The following is a 25,715-nucleotide window of genomic DNA, read 5'->3' as shown; positions in this document are numbered from 1 at the left end:
GGCGGCGAGGGGGGCAGCGGCCTCCGGATCCGGCTGCGACGCCTGTACGGGTTCGGCGTCGGGGTCGGGTGCCGGCTCCGGCTCCCCCTACGCCCTGCGGGCGCAGGGGGACCCAGCGGGCGTCCGGGGTTCGGGGCGGAGCCACGGTTACGCCGTGATGTGGAGGTGGATCGTGCCGTCCGGGCCCTCCGTCACCCGGAGGTGCGTCAGATCCTCGACGTGGACGTCCGGGGCGAGTGCCGACGCGCGCGGGCCCACTCCCACCACGCGCATGCCCGCCGACCTCGCCGCCTCTATTCCCGCCTCCGAGTCCTCGAAGGCCACGCAGTCCGCCGGGGCGAAGCCCAGCTCCGCCGCGCCCTTGAGGAAGCCCTCCGGGTCCGGCTTGCTCGCGCCGACGCGTTCGGCGGTGACCCGGGTCCGCGGCATCGGCAGTCCGGCCGCGGTCATCCGGGCCTGGGCGAGCGCCTCGTCCGCCGAGGTCACCAGGGCGTGCGGGAGCCCGGCGATCGCCGCCATGAAGGCCGGGGCGCCCGCGACGGGGACGACTCCTTCGGTGTCCGCGGTCTCCTGGGCGAGCAACACGCGGTTCTCGGCGTAGTTCTGCTCCATCGGCCGGTTCGGGAGAAGCGCCGCCATGGTCGCGTACCCCTGCCTGCCGTGGACGACCTTCAGCGCCTCGTCCGGGTCCAGGCCGTGCTCGGCCGCCCAGGCGCGCCAGCAGCGCTCCACCACCGCGTCCGAGTTGACGATGGTGCCGTCCATGTCGAGGAGAAGGGCACGGGCGGTCAGGACGGGCGGCGGGACGGTTGCCGGCATCGGCGTACTCCAAGGCGCGGGAGAAGAGAAACAAGGCGGTTCCCCCCGCCGGTCAGGGAGTACGGGCGGAACCACTTTGTTCAACTACGATACAAAAACGGTCGGGTCGGCGCCACCCCGTCTCGCCGCCCCGCCCGGAGCGACCGGAGACTCACGGCTCGCTCGTCTCCGCCTCCAGCGCCCGGCGCGTGTTCGGGCCGTACACCCCTTGTGGATCGCCCTCCACGCCCCGGTCCCACTGGTAGAACCGCACCGCGTCCTCGACGCTCTGGCCGTAGTGCCCGTTCGCCGGACCTGCGTACAGCCATAGCTCCGCCAACCGCTGCTGCAGCTCAACCACCTCGGGCCCGCTGTCTCCGCGCCGCAGCGTGGCGGGCGGGGGCTGCCGTTCAGCCGGGGGCTCGGACACCGTGCCCGTGGCCCGCGTCGTCGAGGGCGGCGGCGTCGTCGGCGGTGGCGCGGGCGGCGACGACTCCGGGCCGGCGGCGGACGAGGAGCCCGAAGGCGTACGGGAAGGAGACGGCGACGGGGACCGGCTCGGCGACGGCGAGGGCACATCCGGCGCGGCGCTCGGGGTCGGCAGAATAGGCGCGCTGGATTCGGTGTCGGGCAGCGCCCTCTTCCGCTCTTCGCCCCCGGAGAAAAGCCCGCCCGCGAACGCCACGGTCCCGGCCACCGCGACCGCCGCCGCGCCCACCACCAGCCAGGCCAGCGGCCGCCGCCGACGCTGCGGCACCGGATCGGTCGTCACCAAAGCACGCTCGGCCGCCGGTTCGGGAACGGGCGTCGCTGCTACGGCAGGCAGCGGCGCGGTCTCCCTCTGCGGCTCGGCCGCCTCGCCGTCCTCAAAACTTTGAGAACCCTCAAAACCCTGCAACGTCACATACGGCCGGATCCGCAGCGGATCGAAGTCCTCGGCCGCGGCGACCTCCGCGTCCCGCTCCGCCCGTATCGCGTCCGCCGCGCGCCCCGCGCAGTGGCAGCCGGGCCCGGCGCTGCCGTCGGCGTCCCGCGGCGTGCCGCATGCAGGACACACTCGTCCGGTCATCGCCAGTCCCTCCCCTTGGATCCCTTGGACCCCCTCGGGTCCCTCGGATCCCTCGGATCCCTTGGTTCCCCTTGGACTGGCAGCGATTATGCAGCCGCCCGCCGCGATACCCAACGGGTTGGGCCGGCTCGGCAGGCCATAATCGGCCATAACGCCCAGGATGGGGAGGAGAGTGTTGGAGGGCCGCGTAACCGAGGAGATCGGCATGGCTCAGGAAGTGAGCACTCCGGCCGTGAATCCGGCCCCGGGCGAGGGCCTGAACCGAAAGGCCGTCCTGGCAGCCATCGGCGCACTGTTGCTCGGCATGCTGCTCGCCGCCCTGGACCAGACCATCGTCTCCACTGCCCTGCCGACCATCGTCAGCGAACTCGGCGGCATGGACCATCTGTCCTGGGTTGTCACCGCGTACCTGCTCGCCTCGACCGCGGCCACCCCCCTGTGGGGCAAGCTCGGCGACCAGTACGGTCGCAAAAAGCTCTTCCAGGCCGCCATCGTCATCTTCCTGATCGCCTCCGCGCTGTGCGGCGTCGCCCAGAACATGCCGCAGCTCATCGGCTTCCGCGCGCTCCAGGGCCTGGGCGGCGGCGGCCTCATGGTGCTGTCCATGGCGATCGTCGGCGACATCGTCTCGCCGCGCGAACGCGGAAGATACCAGGGCCTGTTCGGCGCGGTCTTCGGCGCGACCAGCATCCTCGGCCCGCTGCTCGGCGGCTTCTTCACCCAACACCTCAGCTGGCGCTGGGTGTTCTACATCAACCTCCCCATCGGCGTCGTCGCGCTGCTCGTCATCGCCGCCGTACTGCACATCCCGGCCCGCCCGACCCGGCACACCATCGACTACCTCGGCACCTTCCTCATCGCCTCCGTCGCCACCTGCCTGGTCCTCGTCGCCTCCCTCGGCGGCACCACGTGGGCCTGGGGCTCGGCGCAGATCGTCGGCCTCGCCGTACTCGGCGCCGTACTCCTGGTCGTTTTCGTGTACGTCGAGCAGCGCGCCGCCGAACCGGTGCTGCCGCTCAAGCTGTTCCGGATCCGCACCTTCACACTCGTTGCCGTCATCAGCTTCGTCGTCGGCTTCGCGTTGTTCGGCGCGATGACCTATCTGCCGACGTTCCTGCAGGTCGTGCACGGCATCTCACCGACCTTGTCCGGTGTGCACATGCTGCCAATGGTGCTCGGCCTGCTGCTGACCTCGACCGCGTCCGGCCAGCTCGTCAGCCGCACAGGACGCTGGAAGGTCTTCCCCATCGCGGGCACCGCCATCACCGCCGTGGGCCTGGTGCTGCTCCACCAGCTCGACGAGTCCAGCTCCACCGGAGAGATGAGCGCGTACTTCTTCGTCTTCGGCGCCGGTCTCGGCCTGGTCATGCAGGTCCTCGTACTCGTCGCCCAGAACGCCGTCAGCTACGAGGACCTGGGCGTCGCCACCTCCGGCGCGACCTTCTTCCGCTCCATCGGGGCCGCGTTCGGCGTCGCCATCTTCGGCTCGATCTTCACCAGCCGGCTGAAAGACAAGCTGACCGACGCGCTCGCCGGACAGTCCGTGCCCTCCGGCGTAGGCCCCGGGCAGCTGGCCGCCGACTCGCGCTCGATCGCCGAACTGCCGCCCGCGCTGCGTCCGTCGGTGCTCCACGCGTACGCGTCGTCCATCACCGATGTATTCCTGTACGCCGTGCCGGTTGTCGTTCTCGCCTTCCTCGTCTCCTGGTTCCTCAAGGAGGACAAGCTGCGCGGCTCGGTCACCGCGCCCGATCCCAGCGAGACCCTGGCGTCCAACCCGGTCCACCGTTCCTCCCACGAGGAGGTGGCGCGGGCCCTGTCGCTCCTCGGCTCGCGCGATGGCCGGCGCAAGGTCTACGAGAAGATCACCGAGAGGGCGGGGTACGACCTGCTGCCCGAGGCCAGTTGGCTGCTGCTGCGCATCCGCCGCCACGGCATCGTCGAGCCCGCCCTGCTCGTCGACACCACGTCCGTGCCGCTGCGCGTCATCACCGACGCCGCCCGTCAGGTGGAGGAACGCGGCCTCGCCCGCCGCGAGGGCCTGGACCTGCTGCTCACCGACCGGGGCCTGGAGACAGCCGTAAGGCTGGCGAAGGCCCGCGAAGACTCGCTCGCGGAGCTGCTCGGCGACTGGTGGGGCCCGGAGCGGCCGACCAATCTGGTGAAACTGGTCCAGGAGTTGACCGCGGAGCTGTGCGGCTCGGACCAGGAGCAGCCGCACGGCCCGCCGCCCAGGCGCGACCACTCGGCCTGAACTCCGCCTGCCTCACAGCTCCTTGCCGTACCAGATTTCCATGTAAGGACCCGAGCAGTACGCCGGGATCTCGGCGTAGCCGTGCCGGACGTACAGGGCGCGCGCCTCGATCAGATCGAGCCGCGTATTGAGGACCATGCGCCGCGCGCCGAGCCCGCGCGCCTCGTCCTCCAGGGTCCGCAGCAGCAGCCCGGCGCCCTTCTTGCCGCGGAAGTCCGGCCGCAGATACACCCGCGTGAGCTCGGCGCGCTCGGCGTCCAGCATCAGGATGCCGCCGCATGCCGCGGCCTTGCCGCCGTACCGTCCGACGACGAACTGTCCGGTGGGCGGGGTGAGTTGCTCGACGCCGTCCCCGGCCAGCCCCTCGTCGATCTGCTGGGGGGTCGCGGGCCGCTTCCAGTAGCGGCTCGCGACCTCGTCGTAGTACTCACGCCGCAGGACGCTCGCGTCGGGGGAGTCGAAGGCCTCGGGGGCCAGGGTCCAGGTCGTCATGCCGGACTCTGTACCGGACGAACAGCCCCCGCGGCCAGCGATTTCCGCCGCTCAGCCCGTGCTACGTGCTAAGCCTTCGGGGCGGCCTGCTGGACGACCTCGAAGGACCACAGCGTCGACCCGGTGGCGGCGGGCTTCGGCCGCTCGCGGCCCCCGCCCTCCGCGCCGCCACCACCGTGGGACGCCTTCATCGAGCCCTCCATCCAGGCCTGGAAGGAAGCCTCGTCGGCCCAGCGCGTGTAGACAAGGTATTGGTCGGTCCCTTCGAGCGGGCGCAGCAGCTCGAACCACTCGAAGCCGTCGGAGTTCTCCACCGAGCCCGCGCGGGACGCGAAGCGCCTTTCCAGCACCTCGCGCTGCTCCTCGGGAACGGTCAGGACGTTGATTTTTACGACACTAGGCACATGACACCTCTCACCAAACGGAGCCCGTCTTGGGTCCCTAAGCTGGACCAATGTGAGAGCAGTCTCTTACATCCGGCGGTCGAAGCGGCGTGAAGACGACCTCGGTCGTCCCCGCAGGCTCATCGGACGAAGCGCGAGGCCCCCATCACCCCGCCGGCGCCTCTTGCCCTTGCTGCGGCCCTCAGGCTTGGCCCGGCGCTCCTTGCACGGCGGGGCGCACACCGCACCTCTACGGGTGGAGTATTAGGCGTTACGGAAAGCGCTGACTCGGTTCCACTTCCCGGGTTTCCGAATTGCACGATTTCGTCATCGGGCAGCAGTGACTCGTGATATCTTTGCTTCGCTGTCGCGATAGGGCCGGTTTGTGATGAGTGGATGCGTGGATGAGTGATCAACCTCTCGCTGAAAAGGTAGCGCGCCGGTCAGCGAACATTACTGTGGGAGTTATCGGCCCCGATGATCTGATTGAGCGAATGCTCACCATGCAGGCAGAAATGGATAACGGCCTGAACTGCATTCTTATCCCGGTTCCCTATCAGGACGAAACGGAAACCGTCGAAAAGATTCGGTCTCTGGCCGGCAAGGTCGACGCTTACCTCTTCACCGGCCCCGTGCCTTACGACATCGCCGTTTCCGCAGGTGTGGTCGATGTCCCATCCACATATGTTTCGCTCAGCGGTGCGGCGCTATATGCGGCACTGTTGCGGGGCACGGCCAGCGGGTTCGGAGCGCCAGGAATGGTCAGCGTGGACACCCTGGTGCCCAGCGAGGTCCAAGAAGCGTGTGAAGAGCTCGATGTGCCGGACGATTCGATGACGCTGTATACGCATATTCCCGGAAATGTCGTCGCGGATATCGTCGATTTTCATGTCGCTGCCATCCGCAGCGGCCGGGCCGATGTCGTACTCACGGCATGGCGTTCGGCTTACCTGGAACTCAAACGGCGGGGAGTGCCTGTCGTCCGGGTGGTACCGACCAAGCAATCGATGCGGGCCGCCCTGCGTACGGCGGCCCTGCTCGCTGCCGGAGCGCAACTGCAGGCCAGCCAGGTCGCTATCGGTCTGGTCCGAGTCGAGGAGCCGTCACCGTCAGCTGCCACGAAGAGCAGGTACCTGCATCAGACGGAGGGGCACCTCGCGCTGCAGCTGTTGTTGCTGCGCGCGGTCCGAGACCTCGACGCGCTGGTCTTCCCCGTGGAGAACCACTTGTTTCTCGTCGTAGGCACCATGCGCAGCTTTGAGCAGGCCAGCGCCTCTTTCCAGGAATGCCCGTTCTACGACCTGATCCAGCGTGAGCTGCATGCCGATGTTTCCGTCGGTATCGGCCTGGCGAACACCGTGCTCCGAGCCGAGGAGAATGCGCGACAGGCGCTGCGGGCGTGCATCGACACGGGCGGTGGCCACGGCAGGCTCATCCAGCCCGACGGGAGTGTCGTGATACTCCCCGGTCGCGACCGCGACGCCAAAGTCGCTACCGCGGTGCCGGTCAACGGCCGCGCCCACGATTACCTTGTACGGCTTGCGTCGGCCCGGGCGACCGCAGGAGACGACCACGGCGATGCGCCCGTCGTCGTCTCCGCGGATCAGGCGGCAGAGATCCTGGGGATGACCAGGAGAAGCGCACTCCGCGTGCTCGACGTGCTGGTCGAGGCGAATCTCGCCTGGCCGCTGCCACCGGAGCGCGGTCCCAGCCGGGGCCGCCCCCAGCACCGGTGGCGGCTGTTGGTGGAACGGCTGGCCAATGACGCCGGTTGAGGTGTGTCCGGCGGATCTTTGGCCCTCACGGTCAGCCCCGGCCTGATGGATGAGGCCGCCCCGCCTCCGTCACGATGCTGTAGTCGTCTTCGCCGTGCCCGCTCGCCCGGTAGGAGTCGAAGATCTCCTGGGCCAGCGCGGACACGCAGGCACGCACCGCGACCTCCTTGCGTAGCCGGCGCAGGAGTTCGAGGTCCTTGCACATGTGGGCGAGTGCGAACAGCGGCTCGTCGTAGACCCCGCGCAGGGTGGTCTTGTCCAGGACCTTGTCCATGGAAAAGTTGGCGCCCGAGGACGACAGTACGTACTGCCGCAGCTGATCCATGCTCAAGCCGTACTCGGATCCGACGGCCAGAGCCTCCCCGTTGGCCAGCGTGGCCACCGCATTGATCATGTTGTTGCAGAGCTTGGCAACCTGGCTCCGGCCCACGTCACCCATGTCGAACACCTGTGACGCCACCGCGCCGAGGTAGCCCCCGGCCAGCTCCTGGGCCTCCCGCGTGCCACTTGCCGCGATCGTCAGGTCCCCGCTGCGAGCCCTGGCGGGACCGCCGCTGACCGGCGCGTCGACGAAGGGAATCTTCGCCGAATCGAGAGCGGTGCCGAGCGACTGCGACTCGGCGGGGTGAATCGTGGCGTGATTCACCATCAGTTCCAGGGTGCTTGCCTCCTTGCGCAGTACGCCGTCCGGCAGCAACAGTTCCGAGATGGCCTCGAAGTCCGGCACTGCGATGATCGCGATGTTCGCTCGGCGCATGGCTTCGCCCGCGCTGTCCGCGAGCGTCCCGCCCTGTTCCACGAACGGCGCACACCACTGCCGGTCGCGGCGCGGGACGGCAATGACCTGATGACCGAGGTCCAGGAGCCGGTAGGCGAGAGCCGATCCGATCTTTCCCATTCCAGCGATGTAGAGGGGCCCAGACAAGGGCGCTGTGGTCGACACGTTCGTTCCTTTCACGATTCAGATCGCTCCGCGATGTCGTCGAGCAACCGGCAGATCCGTTCCCCGGTCAGGGGCAGCTGATCGACCCGCACACCCAGCGCATCCTGCACCGCGAGAGTCAGCGCGGCGATACCGCCCATGACGCCGCCCTCGCTCATTCCCTTCATACCTCCCGGTGTCCGCCGGTTCGGCGTGCCGCAATGGACGAGCTCGAGCTCGTCGATCATCTCGTCGAGGGCCAGGAGCGGATAGTCGCGGAAGGAATCACTGAGGTTGTGCCCGTCCGGGGAGTAGGCGACCTGTTCCTGCAACGTTCCCGCGACCCCGAGTGCGAGCGCTCCGTGCAGCTGTCCCTCGGCCATCATCGGGTTGATCAGCTGTCCGGCGTCCTCGGCGACGACATAGCGGGAGATCCGCACCGTGCCCAGCTCAGGCAGGATTTCGACCCGGCACAGGTGAACAGAGTTGGAGAAGGTCATCGGCGGCGGATCGTAAGCCCGGAGCACCTCGAGCCCGGGCTCCATACCCGGCGGGAGCGACAGGGGATCCAGGTAGGCGATGGTGGCGATGTCGCGCACCGTCAGACCGGTCGGCTCGGTGTCAGCGGCTGTCAACCGGTGGATCTGTCCCCCCACCACGGTCAGGAGCCCGGTTTCGGTGCCGAGCCGGTAGGCGGCGATCCGCAGGAGCTTGTCCCGAAGGTCCTGTGCGGCGAGCAGGGTGACACCACCGCCGGCAGTCGCGCCACGGCTGCCGCGACTGCCCATACCGTAGGGCGGGACGTCGGTGTTGCCGAGAAGCACATGCACGGTCGCGGCGGGCACACCGAGCCCCTCGCTGACCACCTGGGCCAGCATCGTCTCGTAGCCCTGCCCCGATCCCATCAGTCCGGTCGACACGGACACCACGCCGCTGGGCGCGATGCGCACCAGCGCGGCCTCGTGTCCAGAGCCCGGAATGCCGGCCTGTTTGTAGAAGGCGGAGCCGTAGGTCGTCGGTTCGATGACGGAGGCGACGCCGATCCCGACCAGCCGTCCCTGGGTTCGCGCCCTCGCCTGCTCAGCACGTGCCTGCTCGTACCCGAAGACGTCGATGCCGCGCCGGAAGGTCCGGGTCGGTGTGATGTCCTCGTACAGCTGCCCGACGGCACTCTGGTACGGCAGTTCGCTCTCGGTGAGCATGTTGGCCTCGCGCACCGCCACCGGGTCCTTGCCCAGCGCGTGGGCGACGGCGTCCATCATCCCTTCGGTCACCCAGGTGCACATGGCCATCGGCGCCCGGTACGGGCCGGCCGGGCACTTGGTGCTCAGCAACACCTTCAGGTCGTACTCGAAGTCCTGAAACCGGTACGGGCCCGGGATCATCATGGCGATGACCTGGAGCATGTAGTTGGCGGGGAAGTAGGAGTAGGCGCCGAAGTCCGACCGGAGGTGGGCTCGCACAGCCCGCACGACTCCCTCCGAAGTGAACGCGACCTCCAGGTCCACCTCGTCCTCGCGGGCGTGCAGCGCGCTCAGCAGATTTTCCCGCCGGTCTTCGCGCCACCGCACGGGCCGGCCGAGCCGCCCGGCGAGCGCAGCGACGGCGGCCTCCTCGCGGTAGGCGGCCAGCTTCTGCCCGAACGAGCCGCCGACGTCCGGGCAGACCACCGTCACCTGGTGTTCGGCGACGCCGAGCCGGCCGGCGATCGACGTGCGATAGGGGGCCGGTACCTGTGTCCCGGTGTGCATGGTCAGGTGCTGCCCCGAACGATCCCACACCGCGACGCAGCCTCGCGGTTCCAGCGGAGCGTGCGTCTGCCGGTGCTGTGCGAAGGAGACCTTCAGCACGTGCTCCGCCGTGTCGATCACGGCCCGCGGATTTCCGTTCACGAATGACTGATCGCACAGCACGTTGGACGGCAGCGACTCATCCACGAGCGGGGCGGTTCCGGCGAGACTTTCCCGCATGTCCAGTACGGGCGGCAACGGCTCGTAGCCGACCTCGACAAGTTCGGCCGCGTCTTCGGCGAGGTAGCGGTCCGTCGCGACGACGATGGCGACGGGATCACCGTGGAAGAGCACCTTGTCGGTGGCCAGCGGGGGCATCGACATCGGATGCAGGCCGTCGATCCTGGGCGCGACCCGCAACGGCGACACCCACTCGGCCAGCTCATGCCCGGTCAATACCGCGAGGACTCCGGGCTGGGCCAGCGCGGCCTCGGTCGAGATCGTCCGGATACGCGCATGGGCATGCTCGGAACGGACGAACACCGCTTCGGCGAGGTCCGCGAATCGCAGGTCGCCGAGGTAGGTCGAGTGTCCCTCCAGCAGGCGGAGATCCTCCCGGCGGGCAACGGACTCTCCGATGCCACCGGGAACAGGCGTCCGCCCAAGGGCTTGGCCGGGGATCAAGGCAGTCATCGCTGCTCCTCTCCTTCCTGCCACAGAGTGCGCACCGCCCGGCGGATGTTGAGGTAGCCGGTGCACCGGCAGAGGTTTCCCGAGAGCTCGTGCAATGCCTCCTCGCCGTCGTCGCACCCGGCGCGTCGGCACGCGACCAACGTCGTCACCATGCCCGAGGTGCAAAACCCGCACTGCAGCGCGTGCGCCTGCGAGAAGACCCGTTTGACGTCGCGCGCGAACGGGTCGTCCTGCAGGCCTTCCAGGGTCACCACTTCGTGCCCGTCGGTTTGCACCGCGAGCATCGTGCAGGCACGAACCGGATCTCCGTCGAGCAGGACCGTGCATGCCCCGCAGACCCCGTCCTCGCATCCCGACTGCAGCGCAGTGAGACCGAGGTCCTCGCGGAGCAGGTCCGAGAGCAGCCTGCGAACCGGTATCGGCATCCGCACCGGTGCGCCGTTCACCGTGCAGGCCAGGTCCTGTTCGTCCGGCGACGATTCGTGCTTCCGGTCAACTCTTGTCATGGCGTGTCCGTCGCCTCCGTGCTCCGCGAACAGCGCTCGATCAGCGATCGCGCGATCCGTGCCTTGTACAACCGCCCGGCCTGGGGCTCGTCGGCCAACGCCAGCCGGTCGGCCAGCTCCTGCAGTGCTCCGGTGCTGTCCGCCTCGACCGCGACCGGGCCCATGACACCGCCACCCACGACGATTCGTGCGGCGGCCGCGGGTGTCCGCAGCACCGCGACGCTGATCAGTGGGAACTTGAAGGCTCCACGGCGCGTGTGCTCTGCGAAAGACCAGCTCGCGCCGTCCGGCGGTACCGGAACCGCCACCGTTTCGACGAGCTCGCCCGGCCACAACGCTGTCCTGTGCTGCCCGCCGAAGAACTCGGCGGCGGACAGCGAACGGCGGCCTTCGGCGGACACGAGGTGCATCGAGGCGCCGAGCGTGACCAGCGCGGTCGGGAGTTCCGCACCGGGCAGGGCACTCGCGCAACTCCCGCCGAACGTGCCCCGGTTACGGATCGCGCCATGACCGATGTGCCCGGCGGCGAGGTGCAGCAGGCCGAGCCGGCCACGGACCACAGGTGAGTCCAGAATGTCGCGATGCCGCGTCAGCGCGCCTATGCGGACGTCTTCCGCACCGCCGGTGATCCCCCGCAGCGGTTCCAGACCGGCGAGGTCGACGACTGTGGACGGCCGAACCTGGCGGGAGTTCAGCAGGGGGACGAGATCCTGTCCACCGGCGAGGGCGACCGAGCCAGGCTGGGCGAGGAGCGCGAGCGCCTCGTCCAGCTCATCCGGCTTGCGGTAGTGGAACGGTGGCGGCTTCACCGGGTCGTTCCCGTCGTCGCGCCCTCGTGTTCGGCCGACAGGAAACGGCCCGCGCGCGCACCGGTGAACCTGCCGTCGTCCAGTACGAGCGAGCCGTTGACGATCACCGCGAGCACACCGGTGGGTTCGGCGAGCGGGTCGTCGAAAGTGGCCCGGTCGCCGACCGCGTCCGGGTCGAATACGACGATGTCCGCTGCGAAGCCCTGCCGCAGCAAGCCCCTCCCGGGCAGCCGGAACCGCGCGGCCGGCAGTCCGGACATCCGGTGGATGGCGTCCGGCAGGTCCAGCACTCCCCGCTTGCGGACGTACTCCCCGAGGATGCGGACGAAGCTGCCGGCCCATCGCGGGTGCGGCTTCCCGGGCAGCGGGATCCCGTCGGAACCGATCATCACGCCGGGCGCGGCGATGACACGTTCCACATCGGCCTCATCGAGCACGTCGAGGACGGCGGTGATCGGTTCCCCGGTCAGGAGCTGGAGTTCGAACAGCGCCTCCAGGCCGTCGCCGCCCAGCCGGCCCGCGACATCCTGCAGCGTGAGCCCGTGCGCCCACTCCTGGCCCGGCGCCCTGGCGATCCGGATGCCCGTCCAGCCTGCGGCGCGCGCCATGTTCTCCCAGCCGTCCGGCTCGGTCACGATCACCCGCCGGATACGTTCCCGTATGTCGGCGTCCGCGATGGCCCGCAGCATGTTCGGGAACCCGCCTGCCTGCGCGAAGAGCGGCAGCACACTGTGCAGTGAGGTGCTGCTGGCGGTGTAGGGATAGACATCCAGGGTGATGTCCTGGCCGGCGGCGTTCTTCTCCGCGATCAGCTCGAGGGTTTCCCGGCTGCGGCCCCAGTTGGCCGCTCCCGCGATCTTGTGGTGCGACAGGTGCAGGCCCACCCCGGCCTGCTCGGCGACCGTGATCGCCTCCGTCACGGCCTCCACGATCATGTCCGTCTCACCCCGCACATGCGTCACGTAGGGTCGACCGTAGGCTCGCAACGGACGTGCGGCGGCCACCAGTTCTTCGGTGTCGGAGTAGATCCCCGGGGAGTAGATCAGTCCGGAGGACAACCCCACGGCCCCCTGCCGCAGCGCCTGGTCCACGTATCCGGCCAACTGATCGAGCAGTGGTCCGGTGACGTTGCCGTCGACCGCGCCGACCGCAGCCCGCGCGCTGCCGTGGCCGACCAGGCTGGCGGTGTTGATGACGAAGCCGGGCTCGGCCGACCGGCGATACGCGTCGAGGGAGGGCCAGACCCGGGGTTGCCTGCTCAACAGTGATTCGACGTGGGTGTGCACGTCTCGTGCGTCGGATCCATGCGGGAAGACGCTGAACCCGCAGTTTCCGACGATATGGGTCGTGACCCCCTGACGGACCGCGGCCAGCAGCACGTCCTCCTCCCGCCAGCCGGGGAAGCCGAGGAGATCACCGTGGGTGTGCACGTCCACGAAACCGGGCGACACCACGTGGCCGGCAGCATCCACGACGTGGTGGGCCGATTCGGAATTGAGGTCTCCGATTTCCACCACCAGGCCGCCCAGGACGCCGACATCCGCGCGCCTTCCCGGTGTCCCCGAGCCATCGTGCACGGAGCCACCCTTGACGATGAGATCAAGCACCGTTCGCCTCTCCGCTCAGCAACTGGCCGAAGATCGCATGGCAGGCCACCCAGTCGTCATCGGTACTGCCGAGCAGGTCGGCGTAAGACTGTTGGAGGGCGGCGGTTCCCGGTAGCCGACACCCCGCCTCGGCCGCGGTGGCGAGCGCCTCGCCAAGGTCCTTATGAGCGACCGTGGCGGCTACGCCGACGTCGAACCGCTGCTCGGCCAGCCACGGCCCGTACAACTCGAGCGCCAGCGAGCGGCCTGTCCCGCCCAGGAACAACTCGACCGCCTGCTGCGGATCCGCCCCGTGCGCGCGCACCAGCGCCAGCGCTTCGGCGACTGCGGAGATGTTGAGGAAACCCAGCACGTTGTTCGCGAGTTTCAGCAACTGGCCGGAGCCCACCGGGCCGACGTGCCGCAGGGTTTGGGCCATGGGGGCGGTGATCTGCCTGGCCTCCGCCACGTCCGCTTCACTACCCCCGGCCATGATCACCAGCGTGCCGTTCTCGGCCCGCGCGCGAGCGCCGGTGACCGGTGCGTCGACATACCGGATGCCTCGCTCGGCCAGCCGACAGCTGATCTCCCGCGCGGCACCCGGGGAACTCGTCGACATATCGGTGACCAGGGTGCCGGGTCGCGCGGCGGCCGCGATCCCGTCCGGCCCGAACAGGACCTCGTCGACTGCCGTGCCGTCCCAGAGCATCAGCACGATCGTGTCCGCGCTGCGCGCGAGCGACGCGGGAGTGTCGTGGACGGTGATCGTCCCGGGATCCAGTTCCCCGATGCGACCGGGGCTTCTGTTCCAGACCTGCAGGTCACCCAGTGCCCGTGCGAGATTGGCGGCCATCGGCAATCCCATCGTGCCGAGCCCGCAGAACCCCACGGCCGGTGTCTTCTCGTTCATGATGTCCTCACGTGACGGCGCCCCGAGCGGTGATCGGCCAGCGGTCCACGATTTTGTCGCCCTCGGCGACCCAGACGTGGTCGAAGTTGTTGACGACGGCGCAGGCGTGGTTGGGAATCACACGGAGGACGTCTCCGACCGCGCAACCGCCGTCGGAGACGTCCGCCAGCCAGCCGTGCTCCTCCGAAAGTCTTTGCAGACAGAGCCCTTGACGACCGACGATCGTGCCGTACGTTTCGGCGATGTTCAGACCGTGGGCGCCCCTGTCCAGCGACAGGGCTTTTGACCCCGCGTCACAGATGGCTCCGGACGGCCGCGCGGTGCTCACCACCGTGGTCAGGACCGTGAGCGCGCACTCTTCGGGAGCCGCCACCCCCAGCCCGACCTGGATTGCGTCGTAGAAGACGTAGTTGCCGGGGCGTAGCTCCGTCAGCCCCTCGACGCCGAGGCAACCGGCCAGGCCTGGAGTCGAGCCCGCGCTCACAATGTCGATGGCGATCCCGAGCGCGCGGACCTGCTCGGCGATCGCGACCAGCTCGCGAGCTTGCGTGGCGGCGAGCTGGTTCCGGCGACGGGTGTCCGGCTCGGCATAGGTGGAACCCTCATGGATGCACAGCCCGCGCAGCACCAGACCCTTCATCGTCGCGACCCGCCGGCACAACTCGACGGCATCGGCCGCTCCGGCGCCGACTCGGGAGAACCCGGCGTCGACCTTCACCAGTACGGGGAGAGGACGCTCCTCTGCCGCGAATGCCGCGTCCAGCGCGGCGGCGCCGGCGAGGGTGTCCACCGCGGTCATCACCCTGCGGTCACGGGCGAGCCGGCGCAGACGGTCGGTCTTCGCGCGGCCGACCAGCGGATAGCAGATGAAAAGGTCGTCCAGGCCCGCGGCGGCCATGGCTTCCGCCTCAGCCAATTTGGCGGTGGTCAGGCCGATCGCCCCCAGCTCCAGCTGCCGCCTGGCCACCTCCGGAAGCTTGTGCGACTTGATGTGCGGACGCAGCCGCACTCCCGTCCCCGCGACCATCTGCTGCACCTGCCGGAGGTTGCGCTCCAGGCGATCGGCATCGATGACAAGGGCGGGGGTGTCAAGTTCCTCCAGGCGCAGGCTCATTCGGCCCCTCCCGCCACGCGGCGCCGGATCGCCCGGAAGAGGGCGCCCGCGCGGCCCGCGATGCCGTCATGTCCGAACAGGACCACCAGGATCAGGATGGCTCCCATGATCGTGAGCCACCGTTCGGTATACAGCGACAGCCCTGCCCGACCGAATAGGACGATGATGGCGCCGATCAGCGGACCGAAGAAGCTGTTGATCCCGCCCAGGATCACCATGAGCAGTCCCTCGACCGACTGTGTCACGTACACCGTGGTCGGGCTGATGAACTGGACGTGCCCCGCGTACAGCACTCCCGCGACGCCAGCGAAGAACCCGGATATGCAGAACGCCACCAGACGCTGAGTGCCCACCGAGTAGCCGAGCGCGGCCATCCGCTTGGGGCTGTCCCGGATTCCCCGCAGCCGCAAACCGATCTTCGAACGCTGAATCAGCAGCAGTGCGATCAAGGACGCGCCGACGATCCACAGCGCGAACCAGTAGTAGCTGTAGTAGTCCGAGAAGGCTTCCGGCCGCTCGATGCCGCGCATTCCGTCGTCGCCGCCGGTGATCGACGACCAGCGCTGGACCACGCCCCACACCAGCATCCCTTGCGCCAGGGTGACCAGGATGAAGTACACACCGGCGGAACGCGCCGCCGTCAGCGCGAAGAGCACCGAAATGGCCACCGCTGCGGCGACGGCTACGGGCGCGGCCTGGAAGAACGACCATTCCAGGTCTCGCTGCAGCAAAGCCAGCACGTAGGAGCTCGTGCCGAGGGTGGAGGCGTGGCCGAGGGAGATCAGGCCGGTCTGGCCGGCGAGGACGTTCAGGCTCACCGCCCACAGGCCGATGATGAGGGTCTCGGTGACGAGCCCGACGCCGTAGGCCTGCAAGAGGTAGGGCAGAGACGTCAGCAACAGCAGTGCGGCCAGCATCGCGGCGACCGGAATCAGGGCGGACTTGAGCCTTCCCGGTGCGCTCACCGCGGCTCCCTTCGGGATCGAAGTCATGAGTTCGCCACCCCCAGCAGCCCGCGCGGGCGGAAGAACAGCAGCAGAATCACCGGGGCGAAGATGATGAAGTAGAGGAACTCCGGTGCGAGCACGCTGCCGAAGCTGACGAGGAGTCCGATGAGGACGCTGCCGATGGCGGCCCCGTCCAGACTGCCGAGCCCCCCGATGATCACCACGACCACAGCGAGGACCAGGATCTCGATGTCGCCGCCCGGGTGCACACCCAGGAAGGCGCCCCCGAGCACGCCGGTGACACCGACCAGCGCAGCGCTGACGACGAACACTCCCGTCGCCAGTCGGTTGATGTTGGTGCCGAGCCCCTCGAGCATCTCGGCGTCGTCGACACCCGCCCGGATGAGCGCGCCGAGCCGCGTCCCGACCAGGGTGAGGCGCAGCGCCAGGAACAGGACCACCGCCACCGCGAGCAGCATCAGCCGGTAGCGCGGGAAGGTGATGCCGAACAGGTCCTGGCTGCCGCCGATGATCTCCGGGACTGCGATCTGTTCCGGATTGCCACCGAAGAAGGCCAGCGCGAGGTCACCGAGGACGAACCCGAGACCCAGCGTGAGCAGCACTTCGGACACCGGATTCCCGCGCACGCGGCGGAACAGGGCGACCTCGGTCAGCAGCCCGAGCACAGCAATGGCGACACCTGCGACGAGAATGCCGGCCAGGAAGGACCCCGTGGCGCGGACCACCACCAGACCGAGGTAGGAACCCCAGAGATAGAAAGCTCCGTGCGCGAGGTTGAGGACGCGCATGAGTCCGAACATGACCGTGAAGCCGCTACTCACCAGGAACAGCAGACCGCTGTAGGTGAGCCCGTTGAGGATTGTCTGACCGATCTGCACGCGTCCTCCTACTGCCCTGCCCGCTGGGGCGGTTGTGGCCGGTCGGCCGGGCCGACACCGACACCGAGCAGCTGTGCCTGCAGCGCGGGGTCGGCGAGGAAGCTTTCCCGCTCGGTGTCGGCCGCGACGGCCCCGTTCTCCAGCACCACGAACCGGCCCGCCACCTCGGCGGCGAGTGCGAGGTTCTGCTCCGCGATGAGTACCGTCATGCCCTCGCGGTGGAGTTCCACCACCGCCGCGACGACCTCCTGGACCATCGCCGGCGCCAGTCCCTCGGACGGTTCGTCGAGCACGAGTACCGCGGGGTTGGTCATCAGGGCCCGGCCGATGGCCAGCATCTGCTGCTCACCGCCCGACAGCCGGCTGCCGAGCACACCACGCCGACGCCGCAGGTGGGGAAAGAGCTCATACACCCGTTCCACCGTCCACGGACGGCTGTCCCGGGCAGCGCGCTGCGCGATGCGCAGGTTCTCCAGCACCGTCAACGAGCCGAAGATCCGCCGGCCCTGCGGCACGTAGCCCAGCCCGTGGCGAGCTACCTCGTAGGCCGGGCGGCTGCTCAGTGCCGCACCCGCGAAGGTGATCTCGCCGGACACGAGCGCGGGGCCGTGCATTCCCATGAGCACCCGCAGGGTGCTCGTCTTGCCCATCCCGTTGCGCCCGAGCAATGCCACCGCCTCGCCCTCGGCGACCGAGAACGTCACGTCTCGCAAGGTCTCAGCGGTCCCGTAGGACGCGCAGACAGACTTCAGTGTGAGCATCAGGCGGCCCTCTCTCCACCCGCTGCAGTGCCGAGATAGCTTCGCTGCACCTGCTCGTCGCCGATGACCTCGTCCGGGGTCCCGTCGGCGATGACCTTGCCGTTCGCCATACAGACGATGCGGTCGCTGATGCTGAGAATCAGGTCCACGTCGTGATCGATGATCAGCAACGCGAGATCCCGCGACAGCGCGCAGATCGCCTCCCGAACGGCCGTCCGGTCCTCGGCGTCGAGGCCGGCGGCGGGTTCGTCGAACAGCAGGACGCGCGGGTCCCGCACCAGCGCCATGGCCATCTCCAGGCGCCGCTGCTCCCCGTAGCCGATGTTCCGTACTGGCTTGCCGAGGAGTGGGAGAAGGTTGAACCGATCGGCGGTCTCCCGCCATGTTTCGTCGTGCTTCCCGCTGTTCGCGGCCAGCAGCAGGTTCTCACGCACGGACAGTTCGAAGCACAGTTCGGTGATCTGGAAGGACCGGCCGAGTCCACGGCGAGCACGAATGTGGACGGGTTTCGCGGTGACGTCCCGGCCGAGCAGTTCGACCCGGCCGTCACTGACCCGTTCCTCGCCGGTCATCAACTTGACGACGGTGGTCTTGCCGGCCCCGTTGGGGCCGATGAGACCGACCCGTTCACCGGGCCGGATCTCCAGGGCCACGGAGTCGACCGCGACGACTCCGCCGAACCGCTTCGTGGCGGCGCGCAGCGCGATCGCCGGTTCCTGCGTGCTCATGGTCATCGTCCCAACGGGCATTTGGCGACATATGCGTCGCACGAGGCAGGCCAGTCGGCGCCTTGGTAGTCCCGGTTGTAGGTCGGCTGGGAGAGGAACGCGTCGTAGTCGTACTCGAACGAAGTGGAAACCGAGGGAATGACATCAGTCACGACGTTCCAGTAGGAACCGTCCGCACGTTTCTCGACTTTGCGCAGGTAGCCGTCCAACTTGATGTTGCCGTTCTCATCCATCGAAACCGGGCCGAAGACCGAGTCCGGCAGGGAGATCGATCCTGCTGCCTTGATGAAACTCTTGGCGTCCGGAATCTTGCCGCCGAGCTTTTCCAGTGCTGCGGCCACGAGTTGCGCGCCGAAGTATCCGGATGCCGCGTAGTAACCCGGCAGCTGGTCAAACTTCTTCTCGAACGCGCTGACGAAGCGTGCGGTCTCACCAGTCGTGCGGCCTTCGGCGAAGTGGCCCATTGATACGGTGCCCTCCGCGGCCGGTCCCATCGACCGGATCAGCGACTGGTCGATCGTCGAGGGGGCGCCGACCATCATCGGCCCCTTCTTGGACAGACCGAAGTTGTCCCACGCCTTCATGAAAACGACCGAGTCGTTGGCCTGTAGTCCGTTGAAGACCACGTCGTAGTCACCCGTGGCGATCTCGGAGACGAAGGGGCCGTAGTCGGTGGTACCCAGCGGTGTCCACAGTTGCTTGACGACCTTGCCGCCGTAGTCGGTGAAGGTGTCGGTGAACCCGCCCGCTATCTCATGGCCGAAGGTGTAGTCGGAGGAGATGGTGAGGGCGCGGAGTTTGCCCTGCTGAGCGGCCAACTTGCCGAGAGGGTGGGTGAACTGCGCCGCGACACCGCCGGCCAGCAACATGGTGTCGATCCGGTTCTTCAGGAACTCGCCGCTGGCGGGGATCGGGTAGATCATCGGGATGTCTTTGGTACCGAGGTACTCGCCGACCGCCGAGCCGACGCTCGCCAGGTGCGGTCCGACCATCACGTTCACCTGATCCCGCTCAACCAGGCGGCCGGCGACGGAGAGGCCGACGTTGGGCTTGCCTTCGTCGTCCCCGACGACTATTTCGATGTCGCGGTCGCCCACCCGGTTGTTGTTCTGGTCCCAGAACAACTCGAATCCCTTCCGCATGTCGCCGGCGGGACCGGCGGCGACCCCGGTGAGGCTGGCGAGCAAACCCACCCGGATCGGGCCGTCGGCAGAAGGGGTGTTGCCGGCGTTGCCGGGTGGGGCGCAAGCCGCGAGGAGGGTAGTGGCCGCAGCCAGGACCATGGTCACGGATCTGAGCAGTCGAGACTCCATGGCAGGCCTCCAAGCCTGGGGAGGGGGATTTTTGGGTCGTCGTTAATGTTGACTGAGTCTCTCCAAATTTTCGCCCTCGTCAAGGGTTAGCCCGAGATTTCCTTGCCCGGGAGCAGTGTTTTCCGGTTACCGCCGAGTGGGGTATCAGGCGCGTCTCGCCAACGTTTCCGCAGCATGTGGGCGATGTCGTCCTGGCTACCGCGATGTGTCCACAACGTACTGGGCAGTAAGTGACACGACAGGAACGAAGGTCAGTGGCCCCATGACCGAAAATGTCGAACGGCGGCCGGCCCGAGAAACTCGCCGTCCGACTGTGTGCCTTCCGCCAAGTCGTCGCGCAGCCGCGGCCGTTCACGATCCGGGGATACGTTGCTGGAGGTCGCGCCCTCATGTGGACCCCGCAGGGACGGGCTTCCAGACGCGCTGCGGAAGCTTTGCCAGGGCAAATCCGGCCGGCGCTGAAAGGCACTCAACCCGTCGTCCGGCGCGTAGGGCATTGCGCAGGCACTCCCTGCGGGGAAGGGGAAGATGCGGTCCGCCGGGCTCTCACTGGCGAACCGACCGCGCAACTCGGATCCGCTGGGGACCGCCGTACATCAAGTCCCGTCGCAGCGACGGATCTCCGGCAGCGGCGTACCCGAAGTGGCGCTCCCGCAGTCCGCATTGGTACGGCAGCGGCTACCTCCCCCGAGGGTCCCTCGCTCGTCGCCAACGGGCCGCGGTGGGCCGCCGTCCTGCCCTACGGAATACGCCCGCCGGCCGCTCCTCAGGCCACCACACGCGCCAGCAGGAACCCGTCGTATCCCTTGGCGCCCACCGTCTGGACCGCCGTCGCGTCCAGCCGTGGCTCCTGTGCCACCAGCTCATACATCCGCCGTGTGCCGACGATCGCCGGGTCCGTGCTCTCCGCGTCCACCACAGCGCCGCCCCGGATCGCGTTGTCGACGATGATCACGCTGCCGAGCCGGCTGAGCTTGAGCGCCCACTGGACGTACTGCGGGTTGTTCTGCTTGTCCGCGTCGATGAAGACCAGGTCGAACGGGCCCGCGCCCGGCTCCGTCGCCAGCTTCGGCAGTGTCTCCAGTGCCGCGCCCGTCCGGACCTCGGCGATCTTGTCGAGGCCCGCGTGGGCGAGGTTCGCGCGGGCCACCTCCGCGTGGGCCGGGTTGTATTCGAGGGAGATCAGCCTGCCGTTCTCCGGCAGCGCTCTGGCCAGCCAGATCGTGCTGTACCCGCCCAGCGTGCCGATTTCGAGGACCGTGCGCGCGCCCTGCAGCTGTGCCAGGAGATACAGCAGCTTGCCCTGGTTCGGCGCGACCTGGATGGGCGGGAGACCGGCCGCTTCGCTCGCCGCGAGGGCTGCGGTCAGTGCTTCGCTGGCGGGCGCGAGGTGGTCGGTGACATAGCTGTCGACGGCAGTCCACTGGTCCTGGAGGTGCTCCTGGGTCATACGCCCCAACCTATTTCAAGCGTCCGGCGGCGGCATGTGAACCGGCGGCGGCAGAACCGGCCTGCGCCGCCGTGCCCTGTGCGCGACAGCGCTCCCGCCACCAGCACGTTCTGCCGGTTGCGAGTCGGCATGTGCCATGACTCCGATCTTGTATGTTCCCCCGCACGCCTCCCGTGACGGCGCTGCGGATCTCCCGGTTCCGGTGGCGTCCCAAGAGATATTCAGCCAAAACGGGGTGACAGTCAGGCAAATAGGGGGTTGCCTGAGTCTCCTTCATGGAGCGACGCGAGGCTCTGTGAACCAGCAACGCGGAACGTAGGGGGGCGCGGCGCGACGTGGCGAACGCGGAGCACGGCGTGCGCGGGAGCGCGACGACGGACACCAGGATGGGCGCGGCCAGGGCCGCCCTCTGGGTGGTAGCCGCCGTACTCGCGATACGACAGACGGCGGCGGTGCTCCGGCAGCCGCCCGGTGAGCGGCTGACCGACCTGGAGACCTGGATCGGCGAGAACGGCGTCCTGCATGTGAAGGGCTCGCTGTACGACACCGACAAGTTCACCGGTACGCCCTTCGCCGGACTCGTGCTCAAGCCACTCGCCCGCTCCGCCGAGCAGAGCCTCGGCGTCGCCTGGACCTTCGGCACGCTCCTGCTCGTCGTCGGCATAGGCCTGGTCGTCGCCCGCGCCCTGCCCGGCCCGGTCTCGCGCCGCAGCAGCCTGCTCGCCGCGCCCATCGCCATCAGCCTGCTGATGCTCTCGCTGCCCGTACGCAACAGCTTCCACCTCGGCCAGACCAGCACCATCCCGGTACTGCTCGTCCTCCTCGGCTGCTACGCCGCGCGCGGGGAGAGACCCTCCGGGATACTGATCGGCCTCGGCGCCGCCCTTCAGCCCACCGTCCTCCTCTTCGCGCCACTGCTCTGGTTCACCGGCCGAAGAAGCGCCGCCGTCACCTCGGCAGGCACCTTCGCCACCCTCTCGGCGCTCGCCTGGGCCGCCCTGCCCAGCGACTCCCGGGCCTACTGGGTGCACTATGTCGCGGGCGCGGCCCTCGGCGCTCGCCCGGACAGCCTCGCCAACCAGTCCCTGCACGGCGCACTGCTCCGCTTCGGCCTCGAGGGCCCGCTCGAGATCGCCCTGTACGTCGCCCTCGCCGCCGTCGTCTGCTGGTTCGGCCTGCGCCGCGCAGTCCGTTACGCCCAGGACGGCCAACTCCTCCTCGCCGTCGCCCTCACGGGCTGCGTCGCCGTCGCCGTCTCGCCCACCGCCTGGCAGCACCAGCTTCTGTGGGTGCTCCTCGCCGTCGCCGGCCGCGTCGGGAAGCGCGCCTGTGACCGCATGCTCTGGCCGGTCCTGATCATCCTGGCGATGACCCTGCCGGGGAAGATGCTGCTGCCCAACATGGCGGTGCTCCACCCCGTACGCGACAATGTCCTGCTGATCGCCGCCCTCGCCGCGGCCTGCGCGGTGCCCTTCCTGCCGCGCACCTCGCCGTACTTCCGCCGGCCCGTCCCGACCCAGTACGCAGGGCCCGCCCCGGCCCGCTGGGCCCGGGTGCCGCTGCTGCCCTTCTGGCGGCGCGTCCTCAGCCGCCCCAACCTGCTCCTCGAACTCCTGGTGATACGGGTCGGCTACTCCGTCTACTCGCACATCCGCGCCGCCGCGACCGGTGGCGTCGCCGCAGCCGAGGAGCACGGCCGCCAGATCATCTCCGTCGAGCGGGCTCTCGGCCTCGACATCGAGCACTGGGTCAACCACGCGGTGGTGAACGCGAAATGGGCCGAAGCCTTCTTCGACTTCTACTACACGTCCTTCCACTTCGTGGTCCCGCTGGCCATTCTCGGCGTCCTCTACGTCCGCCGCCCCGCCGACTACCGCTGGGCACGCTCCTCGCTCGCCTTCGCGACGGTCCTCGCGCTCCTCGGCTTCTGGCTCTACCCGCTGGCCCCGCCGCGACTGATGCCCGGCATGGGCTTCATCGATACGCTCCACGGCCCGCAGGACCTCGCCAACCCGGACTACGGCGCGATGACCGCCGTCGCCAACCAGTACGCGGCCATGCCTTCGCTGCACTTCGGCTGGTCCCTCTGGTGCGGCCTGGTCGTCTTCATCCTCGCCCCCAAGCTGTGGATGAAGCTCCTCGGCCTGCTCCACCCGCTCTTCACCGTCTGCGCGATCGTCGCCACCGCGAACCACTGGGTACTCGACGCGGCGGGTGGCGCGGCGGTGGTGGGCGCGGGCTTCGGCCTCACGTACGTACTGGCCGGTCGGCGCGATCTCCTGGTGCCCCGGGGCGCGGTGCCGCCGGCGCGGGCGCATGTCGAAACCGCGGTCCCGGCGGTGCCCAAGTAGCATGCGCGACCGCGGTCCCGCCGCGCCCAAGTAGCACGCGCGCCCCAGGGAGTACGGGTTGTGCCCGCACCCTTGGACTCCCGGTACTCGCCGGTGCATGCGGCCAAGTCTTGTACCGGGATTCCAACCTGGTTGGACTTTCGGTACAGGATCGGACCTGAGGCCGCCTCATCAGGCACGCGCGCACCACTCGTCGCACCCGCACCGCCTCCGCGACCCACACAGCGGAGCGAGGTCCTGAACCGCAGCCGCACCACGGCCGACACTCGCTGAGCGGGCCCGCCACCGCCCCATGCCACGGCCGCGCACTCACCACCGTGCCGCAGACGCCAACGGCGGAGCGACCCTCGGCCGCTCCGCGCCGACCTTCCCCCCCGGGCCGCCCTCCCAATCGCCTTTCAGCGGTGGAGGGGTGGGGGGCAAGGGTGGGCGCAGCCCATCGCGCAGCGACGCGACGAAGGAGCGCCCTTGACGCCCAGCCTGGAGCCGCGACCATCGAACGCCAGAGGGCGGCCCTGCCAGAAGCACAGCGAACCCGGTCGCGGCGGAGGCTGCCGATGGCTACCGGGCCACCTCGAACCACACCGTTTTGCCTGGCCCGAGGCTTGTTTCCACGCCCCACTTGTCCACCACGGCATCCAGCAGAGCGAGCCCTCTGCCCGACTCCTCGTCCGCGCCCGCGTCGCGGGCGAGCGGTAGCCCGGGCGCGCGGTCGGTGACCTCGACCCGTAGGCCTCCCGGATGCCGCAGGATCAGCAACCCGCAGTGCCGGTCGGGCACATGGCGTACGACGTTGGCGAGCAGCTCGGTCACGGCCAGCTCGGCGGCGTCGGTCAGTTCGGGCATGCCCCATACGCCGAGGTAGCTGCGGACGATCCGCCGGACGTGCCGTGCGGAGTGCTCGCCGACGGTGAAACGCATGCCGTACTGGGAGATGTCTTCGTTCACGGTACGAGCGTGGAGTGCGTTGACTACTCTCGGCTACGCACCGGATACAACGTGCGCTGCCGTTGGCGGAGTTGAACGAGGGGATGCCCGCCATGACCCACATCAACGTGCTCGACCCGAGCGCGTCGCCGCTGGACTATTACGGGTATGAGCTGCGGCGATACCGCGAGGCGGCGGGGCTTACGCAGAAGCAGCTCGGCGGGATCATCAACTACACGGGGTCGCTGGTCGGCCAGATCGAGACGGCACGGAAGCTGCCGACGGCGGAGTTCAGCGAGCGTGTGGATGTCGCCCTCGGCACGGGCGGGTTGCTCACGAGGCTGCTGGGGCTGGTGCTCCGGAGCCAACTCCCGGCCTGGTTCCAGCAGGTGGCGGAGCTTGAGGCCCGGGCCAGTGAGATCTACGTCTTCCAACCGCAACTGGTGCACGGGCTGCTCCAGACCGAGGCGTACGCGCGGGCTGTGCTCGGCGTCGTGGACCAGAGGGACCTGGACAACCGAACTGCCGCCCGGATGGCCCGGCAGCGCATCTTGGAGAAGGAGAAGCCGCCGGTGCTCTGGGCGGTTCTCGGCGAGACGGTGCTGCGTCAGGAGATCGGAGGCACGCAGGTCATGCGGAACCAACTGGCCCACTTGTTGAGCTTCGAGTCCAGCCCCCGGGTGCACATTCAGGTGCTGCCGTTCAAGGTCGGGTCCCATGCTGGATTGCCGGGTTCCTTCGACCTCTTCCGATTCGTCAGCGACCCAGCAATCGTCTATAGCGAGGGCTACGAGGCCGGGCATCCAAGCGCTAACCCGGATGAGTTCGGGGCCCGTTCGCTCCGTTACGATCACCTCCAGGCCGCCGCCCTGTCCATCAGGGACTCGGCGGAACTCATCCGGCGCACGATGGAGGAACGCTATGGGGAGCACCCTTGAGCTGACCGGCGCCCAGTGGCGTAAGTCGAGCTACAGCACCGACACCGGCGGGTCCTGCGTGGAATGCGCCCCTCTCAACGGCGCCGCCTGGCGCAAGTCCAGCTACAGCGGTGACCAGGGCGGCTCGTGCATCGAGGTCGCCGAGACCCTCCACACCGTCGCCGTACGCGACTCGAAGAATCCTTCAGGCCCCGCCCTCGCCCTCGCCCCCGCCACCTTCGCGGCTTTCGTCGACACCCTTTAGCCGAGCGAGTCCGGCCGCAAGCCGCCGTCTACGCCGACCTCGTCGCGTACGACGAGGTGGCGCACCACTCAGGGCCGCACAGCCGGGACGCGTCGCTGGTGCTCGAACGCCTCGAC

23 protein-coding genes and 1 pseudogene are annotated in these 25,715 nt (G+C 68.7%); 5 read left to right on the top strand and 19 right to left on the bottom strand.

Going from position 1 to position 25,715, the window contains the following annotated elements; all coding sequences use genetic code 11:
• Nucleotides 1-147: 147 nt before the first annotated feature.
• Nucleotides 148-819, bottom strand: a complete 672-nt coding sequence (locus ACWDO5_RS27295; RefSeq protein ID WP_450533010.1) for an HAD-IA family hydrolase — start codon at nt 817-819, stop codon at nt 148-150.
• A gap of 151 nt (nt 820-970) precedes the next feature.
• Nucleotides 971-1,867 carry a peptidoglycan-binding domain-containing protein gene (locus ACWDO5_RS27290; RefSeq protein WP_450533009.1) on the bottom strand — a complete coding sequence of 299 codons (897 nt, stop codon included), beginning with the start codon at nt 1,865-1,867 and terminating at the stop codon, nt 971-973.
• Nucleotides 1,868-2,072: 205 nt separating this feature from the next.
• Between ACWDO5_RS27290 and ACWDO5_RS27285 the strand changes: the two genes are divergently transcribed.
• Nucleotides 2,073-4,121 carry an MDR family MFS transporter gene (locus ACWDO5_RS27285; protein WP_450533008.1) on the top strand — a complete coding sequence of 683 codons (2,049 nt, stop codon included), beginning with the start codon at nt 2,073-2,075 and terminating at the stop codon, nt 4,119-4,121.
• Nucleotides 4,122-4,133: 12 nt separating this feature from the next.
• On the opposite strand, the gene ACWDO5_RS27280 is transcribed toward ACWDO5_RS27285, so the two are convergent.
• Both ACWDO5_RS27280 and ACWDO5_RS27275 read right to left on the bottom strand, forming a co-directional pair.
• Nucleotides 4,134-4,613 carry a GNAT family N-acetyltransferase gene (locus ACWDO5_RS27280; protein WP_450533007.1) on the bottom strand — a complete coding sequence of 160 codons (480 nt, stop codon included), beginning with the start codon at nt 4,611-4,613 and terminating at the stop codon, nt 4,134-4,136.
• A 68-nt stretch (nt 4,614-4,681) separates the two neighbouring features.
• A complete protein-coding gene (locus tag ACWDO5_RS27275; RefSeq protein ID WP_450533006.1) occupies nt 4,682-5,017 on the bottom strand; it encodes an antibiotic biosynthesis monooxygenase family protein in 336 nt (111 codons plus the stop codon).
• Between the two features lie 473 nt (nt 5,018-5,490).
• Here ACWDO5_RS27275 and ACWDO5_RS27270 point away from each other — a divergent pair, with 473 nt between their 5' ends.
• Nucleotides 5,491-6,771 (top strand): hypothetical protein, encoded by a 1,281-nt coding sequence (locus tag ACWDO5_RS27270; protein ID WP_450533005.1) that lies wholly within the window; start codon nt 5,491-5,493, stop codon nt 6,769-6,771.
• 31 nt (nt 6,772-6,802) lie between these two features.
• Here the strand turns inward: ACWDO5_RS27270 and ACWDO5_RS27265 are convergent, their stop codons facing one another.
• The 14 genes and pseudogenes from ACWDO5_RS27265 to ACWDO5_RS27200 form a co-directional block, all read right to left on the bottom strand.
• Entirely contained in the window at nt 6,803-7,669 is an 867-nt protein-coding gene (locus tag ACWDO5_RS27265) for an NAD(P)-dependent oxidoreductase (RefSeq protein ID WP_450533004.1), read from the bottom strand.
• A gap of 56 nt (nt 7,670-7,725) precedes the next feature.
• On the bottom strand, nt 7,726-10,116 hold the full coding sequence (locus ACWDO5_RS27260; protein WP_450533003.1) for a xanthine dehydrogenase family protein molybdopterin-binding subunit: 2,391 nt from the start codon (nt 10,114-10,116) through the stop codon (nt 7,726-7,728).
• Entirely contained in the window at nt 10,113-10,622 is a 510-nt protein-coding gene (locus ACWDO5_RS27255) for a (2Fe-2S)-binding protein (RefSeq protein ID WP_450533002.1), read from the bottom strand. Before ACWDO5_RS27255 ends, ACWDO5_RS27260 begins: the two co-directional genes overlap by 4 nt.
• Nucleotides 10,619-11,431: an FAD binding domain-containing protein gene (locus ACWDO5_RS27250; protein WP_450533001.1), complete on the bottom strand. Its 813-nt coding sequence runs from the start codon at nt 11,429-11,431 to the stop codon at nt 10,619-10,621. Before ACWDO5_RS27250 ends, ACWDO5_RS27255 begins: the two co-directional genes overlap by 4 nt.
• Nucleotides 11,428-13,038: an N-acyl-D-amino-acid deacylase family protein gene (locus tag ACWDO5_RS27245; protein ID WP_450533000.1), complete on the bottom strand. Its 1,611-nt coding sequence runs from the start codon at nt 13,036-13,038 to the stop codon at nt 11,428-11,430. The genes ACWDO5_RS27250 and ACWDO5_RS27245 overlap by 4 nt, the downstream gene beginning before the upstream one ends.
• Nucleotides 13,031-13,927: an NAD(P)-dependent oxidoreductase gene (locus tag ACWDO5_RS27240; protein ID WP_450532999.1), complete on the bottom strand. Its 897-nt coding sequence runs from the start codon at nt 13,925-13,927 to the stop codon at nt 13,031-13,033. Before ACWDO5_RS27240 ends, ACWDO5_RS27245 begins: the two co-directional genes overlap by 8 nt.
• A 7-nt stretch (nt 13,928-13,934) precedes the next feature.
• Nucleotides 13,935-15,041, bottom strand: coding sequence for an alanine racemase (locus ACWDO5_RS27235; RefSeq protein WP_450532998.1), 1,107 nt, complete (start codon nt 15,039-15,041; stop codon nt 13,935-13,937).
• Complete coding sequence (locus tag ACWDO5_RS27230) at nt 15,038-16,006, bottom strand: branched-chain amino acid ABC transporter permease (RefSeq protein ID WP_450532997.1); 969 nt, start codon at nt 16,004-16,006, stop codon at nt 15,038-15,040. The genes ACWDO5_RS27235 and ACWDO5_RS27230 overlap by 4 nt, the downstream gene beginning before the upstream one ends.
• A 23-nt stretch (nt 16,007-16,029) precedes the next feature.
• A complete protein-coding gene (locus tag ACWDO5_RS27225; protein WP_450532996.1) occupies nt 16,030-16,887 on the bottom strand; it encodes a branched-chain amino acid ABC transporter permease in 858 nt (285 codons plus the stop codon).
• Nucleotides 16,888-16,895: 8 nt separating this feature from the next.
• Nucleotides 16,896-17,591, bottom strand: a complete 696-nt coding sequence (locus ACWDO5_RS27220; protein WP_450532995.1) for an ABC transporter ATP-binding protein — start codon at nt 17,589-17,591, stop codon at nt 16,896-16,898.
• Between the two features lie 56 nt (nt 17,592-17,647).
• Nucleotides 17,648-17,758: an ABC transporter ATP-binding protein C-terminal domain-containing protein gene (locus ACWDO5_RS27215; RefSeq protein WP_450533013.1), complete on the bottom strand. Its 111-nt coding sequence runs from the start codon at nt 17,756-17,758 to the stop codon at nt 17,648-17,650.
• A 189-nt stretch (nt 17,759-17,947) separates the two neighbouring features.
• A pseudogene (locus ACWDO5_RS27210) lies at nt 17,948-18,331 on the bottom strand (ATP-binding cassette domain-containing protein); the annotation flags it as partial.
• Nucleotides 18,332-18,378: 47 nt separating this feature from the next.
• Nucleotides 18,379-19,659, bottom strand: coding sequence for an ABC transporter substrate-binding protein (locus tag ACWDO5_RS27205; RefSeq protein ID WP_450533012.1), 1,281 nt, complete (start codon nt 19,657-19,659; stop codon nt 18,379-18,381).
• A 796-nt stretch (nt 19,660-20,455) separates the two neighbouring features.
• Nucleotides 20,456-21,139, bottom strand: coding sequence for an O-methyltransferase (locus tag ACWDO5_RS27200; RefSeq protein ID WP_450532994.1), 684 nt, complete (start codon nt 21,137-21,139; stop codon nt 20,456-20,458).
• A 335-nt stretch (nt 21,140-21,474) separates the two neighbouring features.
• Between ACWDO5_RS27200 and ACWDO5_RS27195 the strand changes: the two genes are divergently transcribed.
• Nucleotides 21,475-23,490, top strand: a complete 2,016-nt coding sequence (locus ACWDO5_RS27195; RefSeq protein ID WP_450532993.1) for a bifunctional glycosyltransferase 87/phosphatase PAP2 family protein — start codon at nt 21,475-21,477, stop codon at nt 23,488-23,490.
• Nucleotides 23,491-24,051: 561 nt separating this feature from the next.
• Here ACWDO5_RS27195 and ACWDO5_RS27190 read toward each other — a convergent pair.
• Nucleotides 24,052-24,411 carry an ATP-binding protein gene (locus ACWDO5_RS27190; protein ID WP_450533011.1) on the bottom strand — a complete coding sequence of 120 codons (360 nt, stop codon included), beginning with the start codon at nt 24,409-24,411 and terminating at the stop codon, nt 24,052-24,054.
• Between the two features lie 119 nt (nt 24,412-24,530).
• Here ACWDO5_RS27190 and ACWDO5_RS27185 point away from each other — a divergent pair, with 119 nt between their 5' ends.
• Complete coding sequence (locus ACWDO5_RS27185) at nt 24,531-25,355, top strand: helix-turn-helix domain-containing protein (RefSeq protein ID WP_450532992.1); 825 nt, start codon at nt 24,531-24,533, stop codon at nt 25,353-25,355.
• The gene (locus ACWDO5_RS27180; RefSeq protein ID WP_450532991.1) at nt 25,339-25,599 is read left to right on the top strand and encodes a DUF397 domain-containing protein; all 261 of its coding nucleotides are present in this window, start codon (nt 25,339-25,341) and stop codon (nt 25,597-25,599) included. The genes ACWDO5_RS27185 and ACWDO5_RS27180 overlap by 17 nt, the downstream gene beginning before the upstream one ends.
• Nucleotides 25,600-25,715 lie beyond the last annotated feature (116 nt).

Source organism: Streptomyces sp. NPDC000880 (assembly GCF_053599675.1).
The sequence above is the reverse complement of the archived record's forward strand: the minus strand, read 5'-3'. Positions and strand labels throughout refer to the sequence as shown.

What these genes read in the sequence shown, in the direction of transcription:
- ACWDO5_RS27295 (WP_450533010.1), bottom strand. Translation starts at nt 819, where the DNA reads ATGCCGGCAACCGTCCCGCCGCCCGTCCTGACCGCCCGTGCCCTTCTC.
- ACWDO5_RS27290 (WP_450533009.1), bottom strand. Translation starts at nt 1,867, where the DNA reads ATGACCGGACGAGTGTGTCCTGCATGCGGCACGCCGCGGGACGCCGAC.
- ACWDO5_RS27285 (WP_450533008.1), top strand. Translation starts at nt 2,073, where the DNA reads ATGGCTCAGGAAGTGAGCACTCCGGCCGTGAATCCGGCCCCGGGCGAG.
- ACWDO5_RS27280 (WP_450533007.1), bottom strand. Translation starts at nt 4,613, where the DNA reads ATGACGACCTGGACCCTGGCCCCCGAGGCCTTCGACTCCCCCGACGCG.
- ACWDO5_RS27270 (WP_450533005.1), top strand. Translation starts at nt 5,491, where the DNA reads ATGCTCACCATGCAGGCAGAAATGGATAACGGCCTGAACTGCATTCTT.
- ACWDO5_RS27265 (WP_450533004.1), bottom strand. Translation starts at nt 7,669, where the DNA reads ATGGGAAAGATCGGATCGGCTCTCGCCTACCGGCTCCTGGACCTCGGT.
- ACWDO5_RS27260 (WP_450533003.1), bottom strand. Translation starts at nt 10,116, where the DNA reads ATGACTGCCTTGATCCCCGGCCAAGCCCTTGGGCGGACGCCTGTTCCC.
- ACWDO5_RS27255 (WP_450533002.1), bottom strand. Translation starts at nt 10,622, where the DNA reads ATGACAAGAGTTGACCGGAAGCACGAATCGTCGCCGGACGAACAGGAC.
- ACWDO5_RS27240 (WP_450532999.1), bottom strand. Translation starts at nt 13,927, where the DNA reads ATGAACGAGAAGACACCGGCCGTGGGGTTCTGCGGGCTCGGCACGATG.
- ACWDO5_RS27235 (WP_450532998.1), bottom strand. Translation starts at nt 15,041, where the DNA reads ATGAGCCTGCGCCTGGAGGAACTTGACACCCCCGCCCTTGTCATCGAT.
- ACWDO5_RS27215 (WP_450533013.1), bottom strand. Translation starts at nt 17,758, where the DNA reads ATGGCGAACGGCAAGGTCATCGCCGACGGGACCCCGGACGAGGTCATC.
- ACWDO5_RS27205 (WP_450533012.1), bottom strand. Translation starts at nt 19,659, where the DNA reads ATGGTCCTGGCTGCGGCCACTACCCTCCTCGCGGCTTGCGCCCCACCC.
- ACWDO5_RS27200 (WP_450532994.1), bottom strand. Translation starts at nt 21,139, where the DNA reads ATGACCCAGGAGCACCTCCAGGACCAGTGGACTGCCGTCGACAGCTAT.
- ACWDO5_RS27190 (WP_450533011.1), bottom strand. Translation starts at nt 24,411, where the DNA reads ATGCGTTTCACCGTCGGCGAGCACTCCGCACGGCACGTCCGGCGGATC.
- ACWDO5_RS27185 (WP_450532992.1), top strand. Translation starts at nt 24,531, where the DNA reads ATGACCCACATCAACGTGCTCGACCCGAGCGCGTCGCCGCTGGACTAT.
- ACWDO5_RS27180 (WP_450532991.1), top strand. Translation starts at nt 25,339, where the DNA reads ATGGGGAGCACCCTTGAGCTGACCGGCGCCCAGTGGCGTAAGTCGAGC.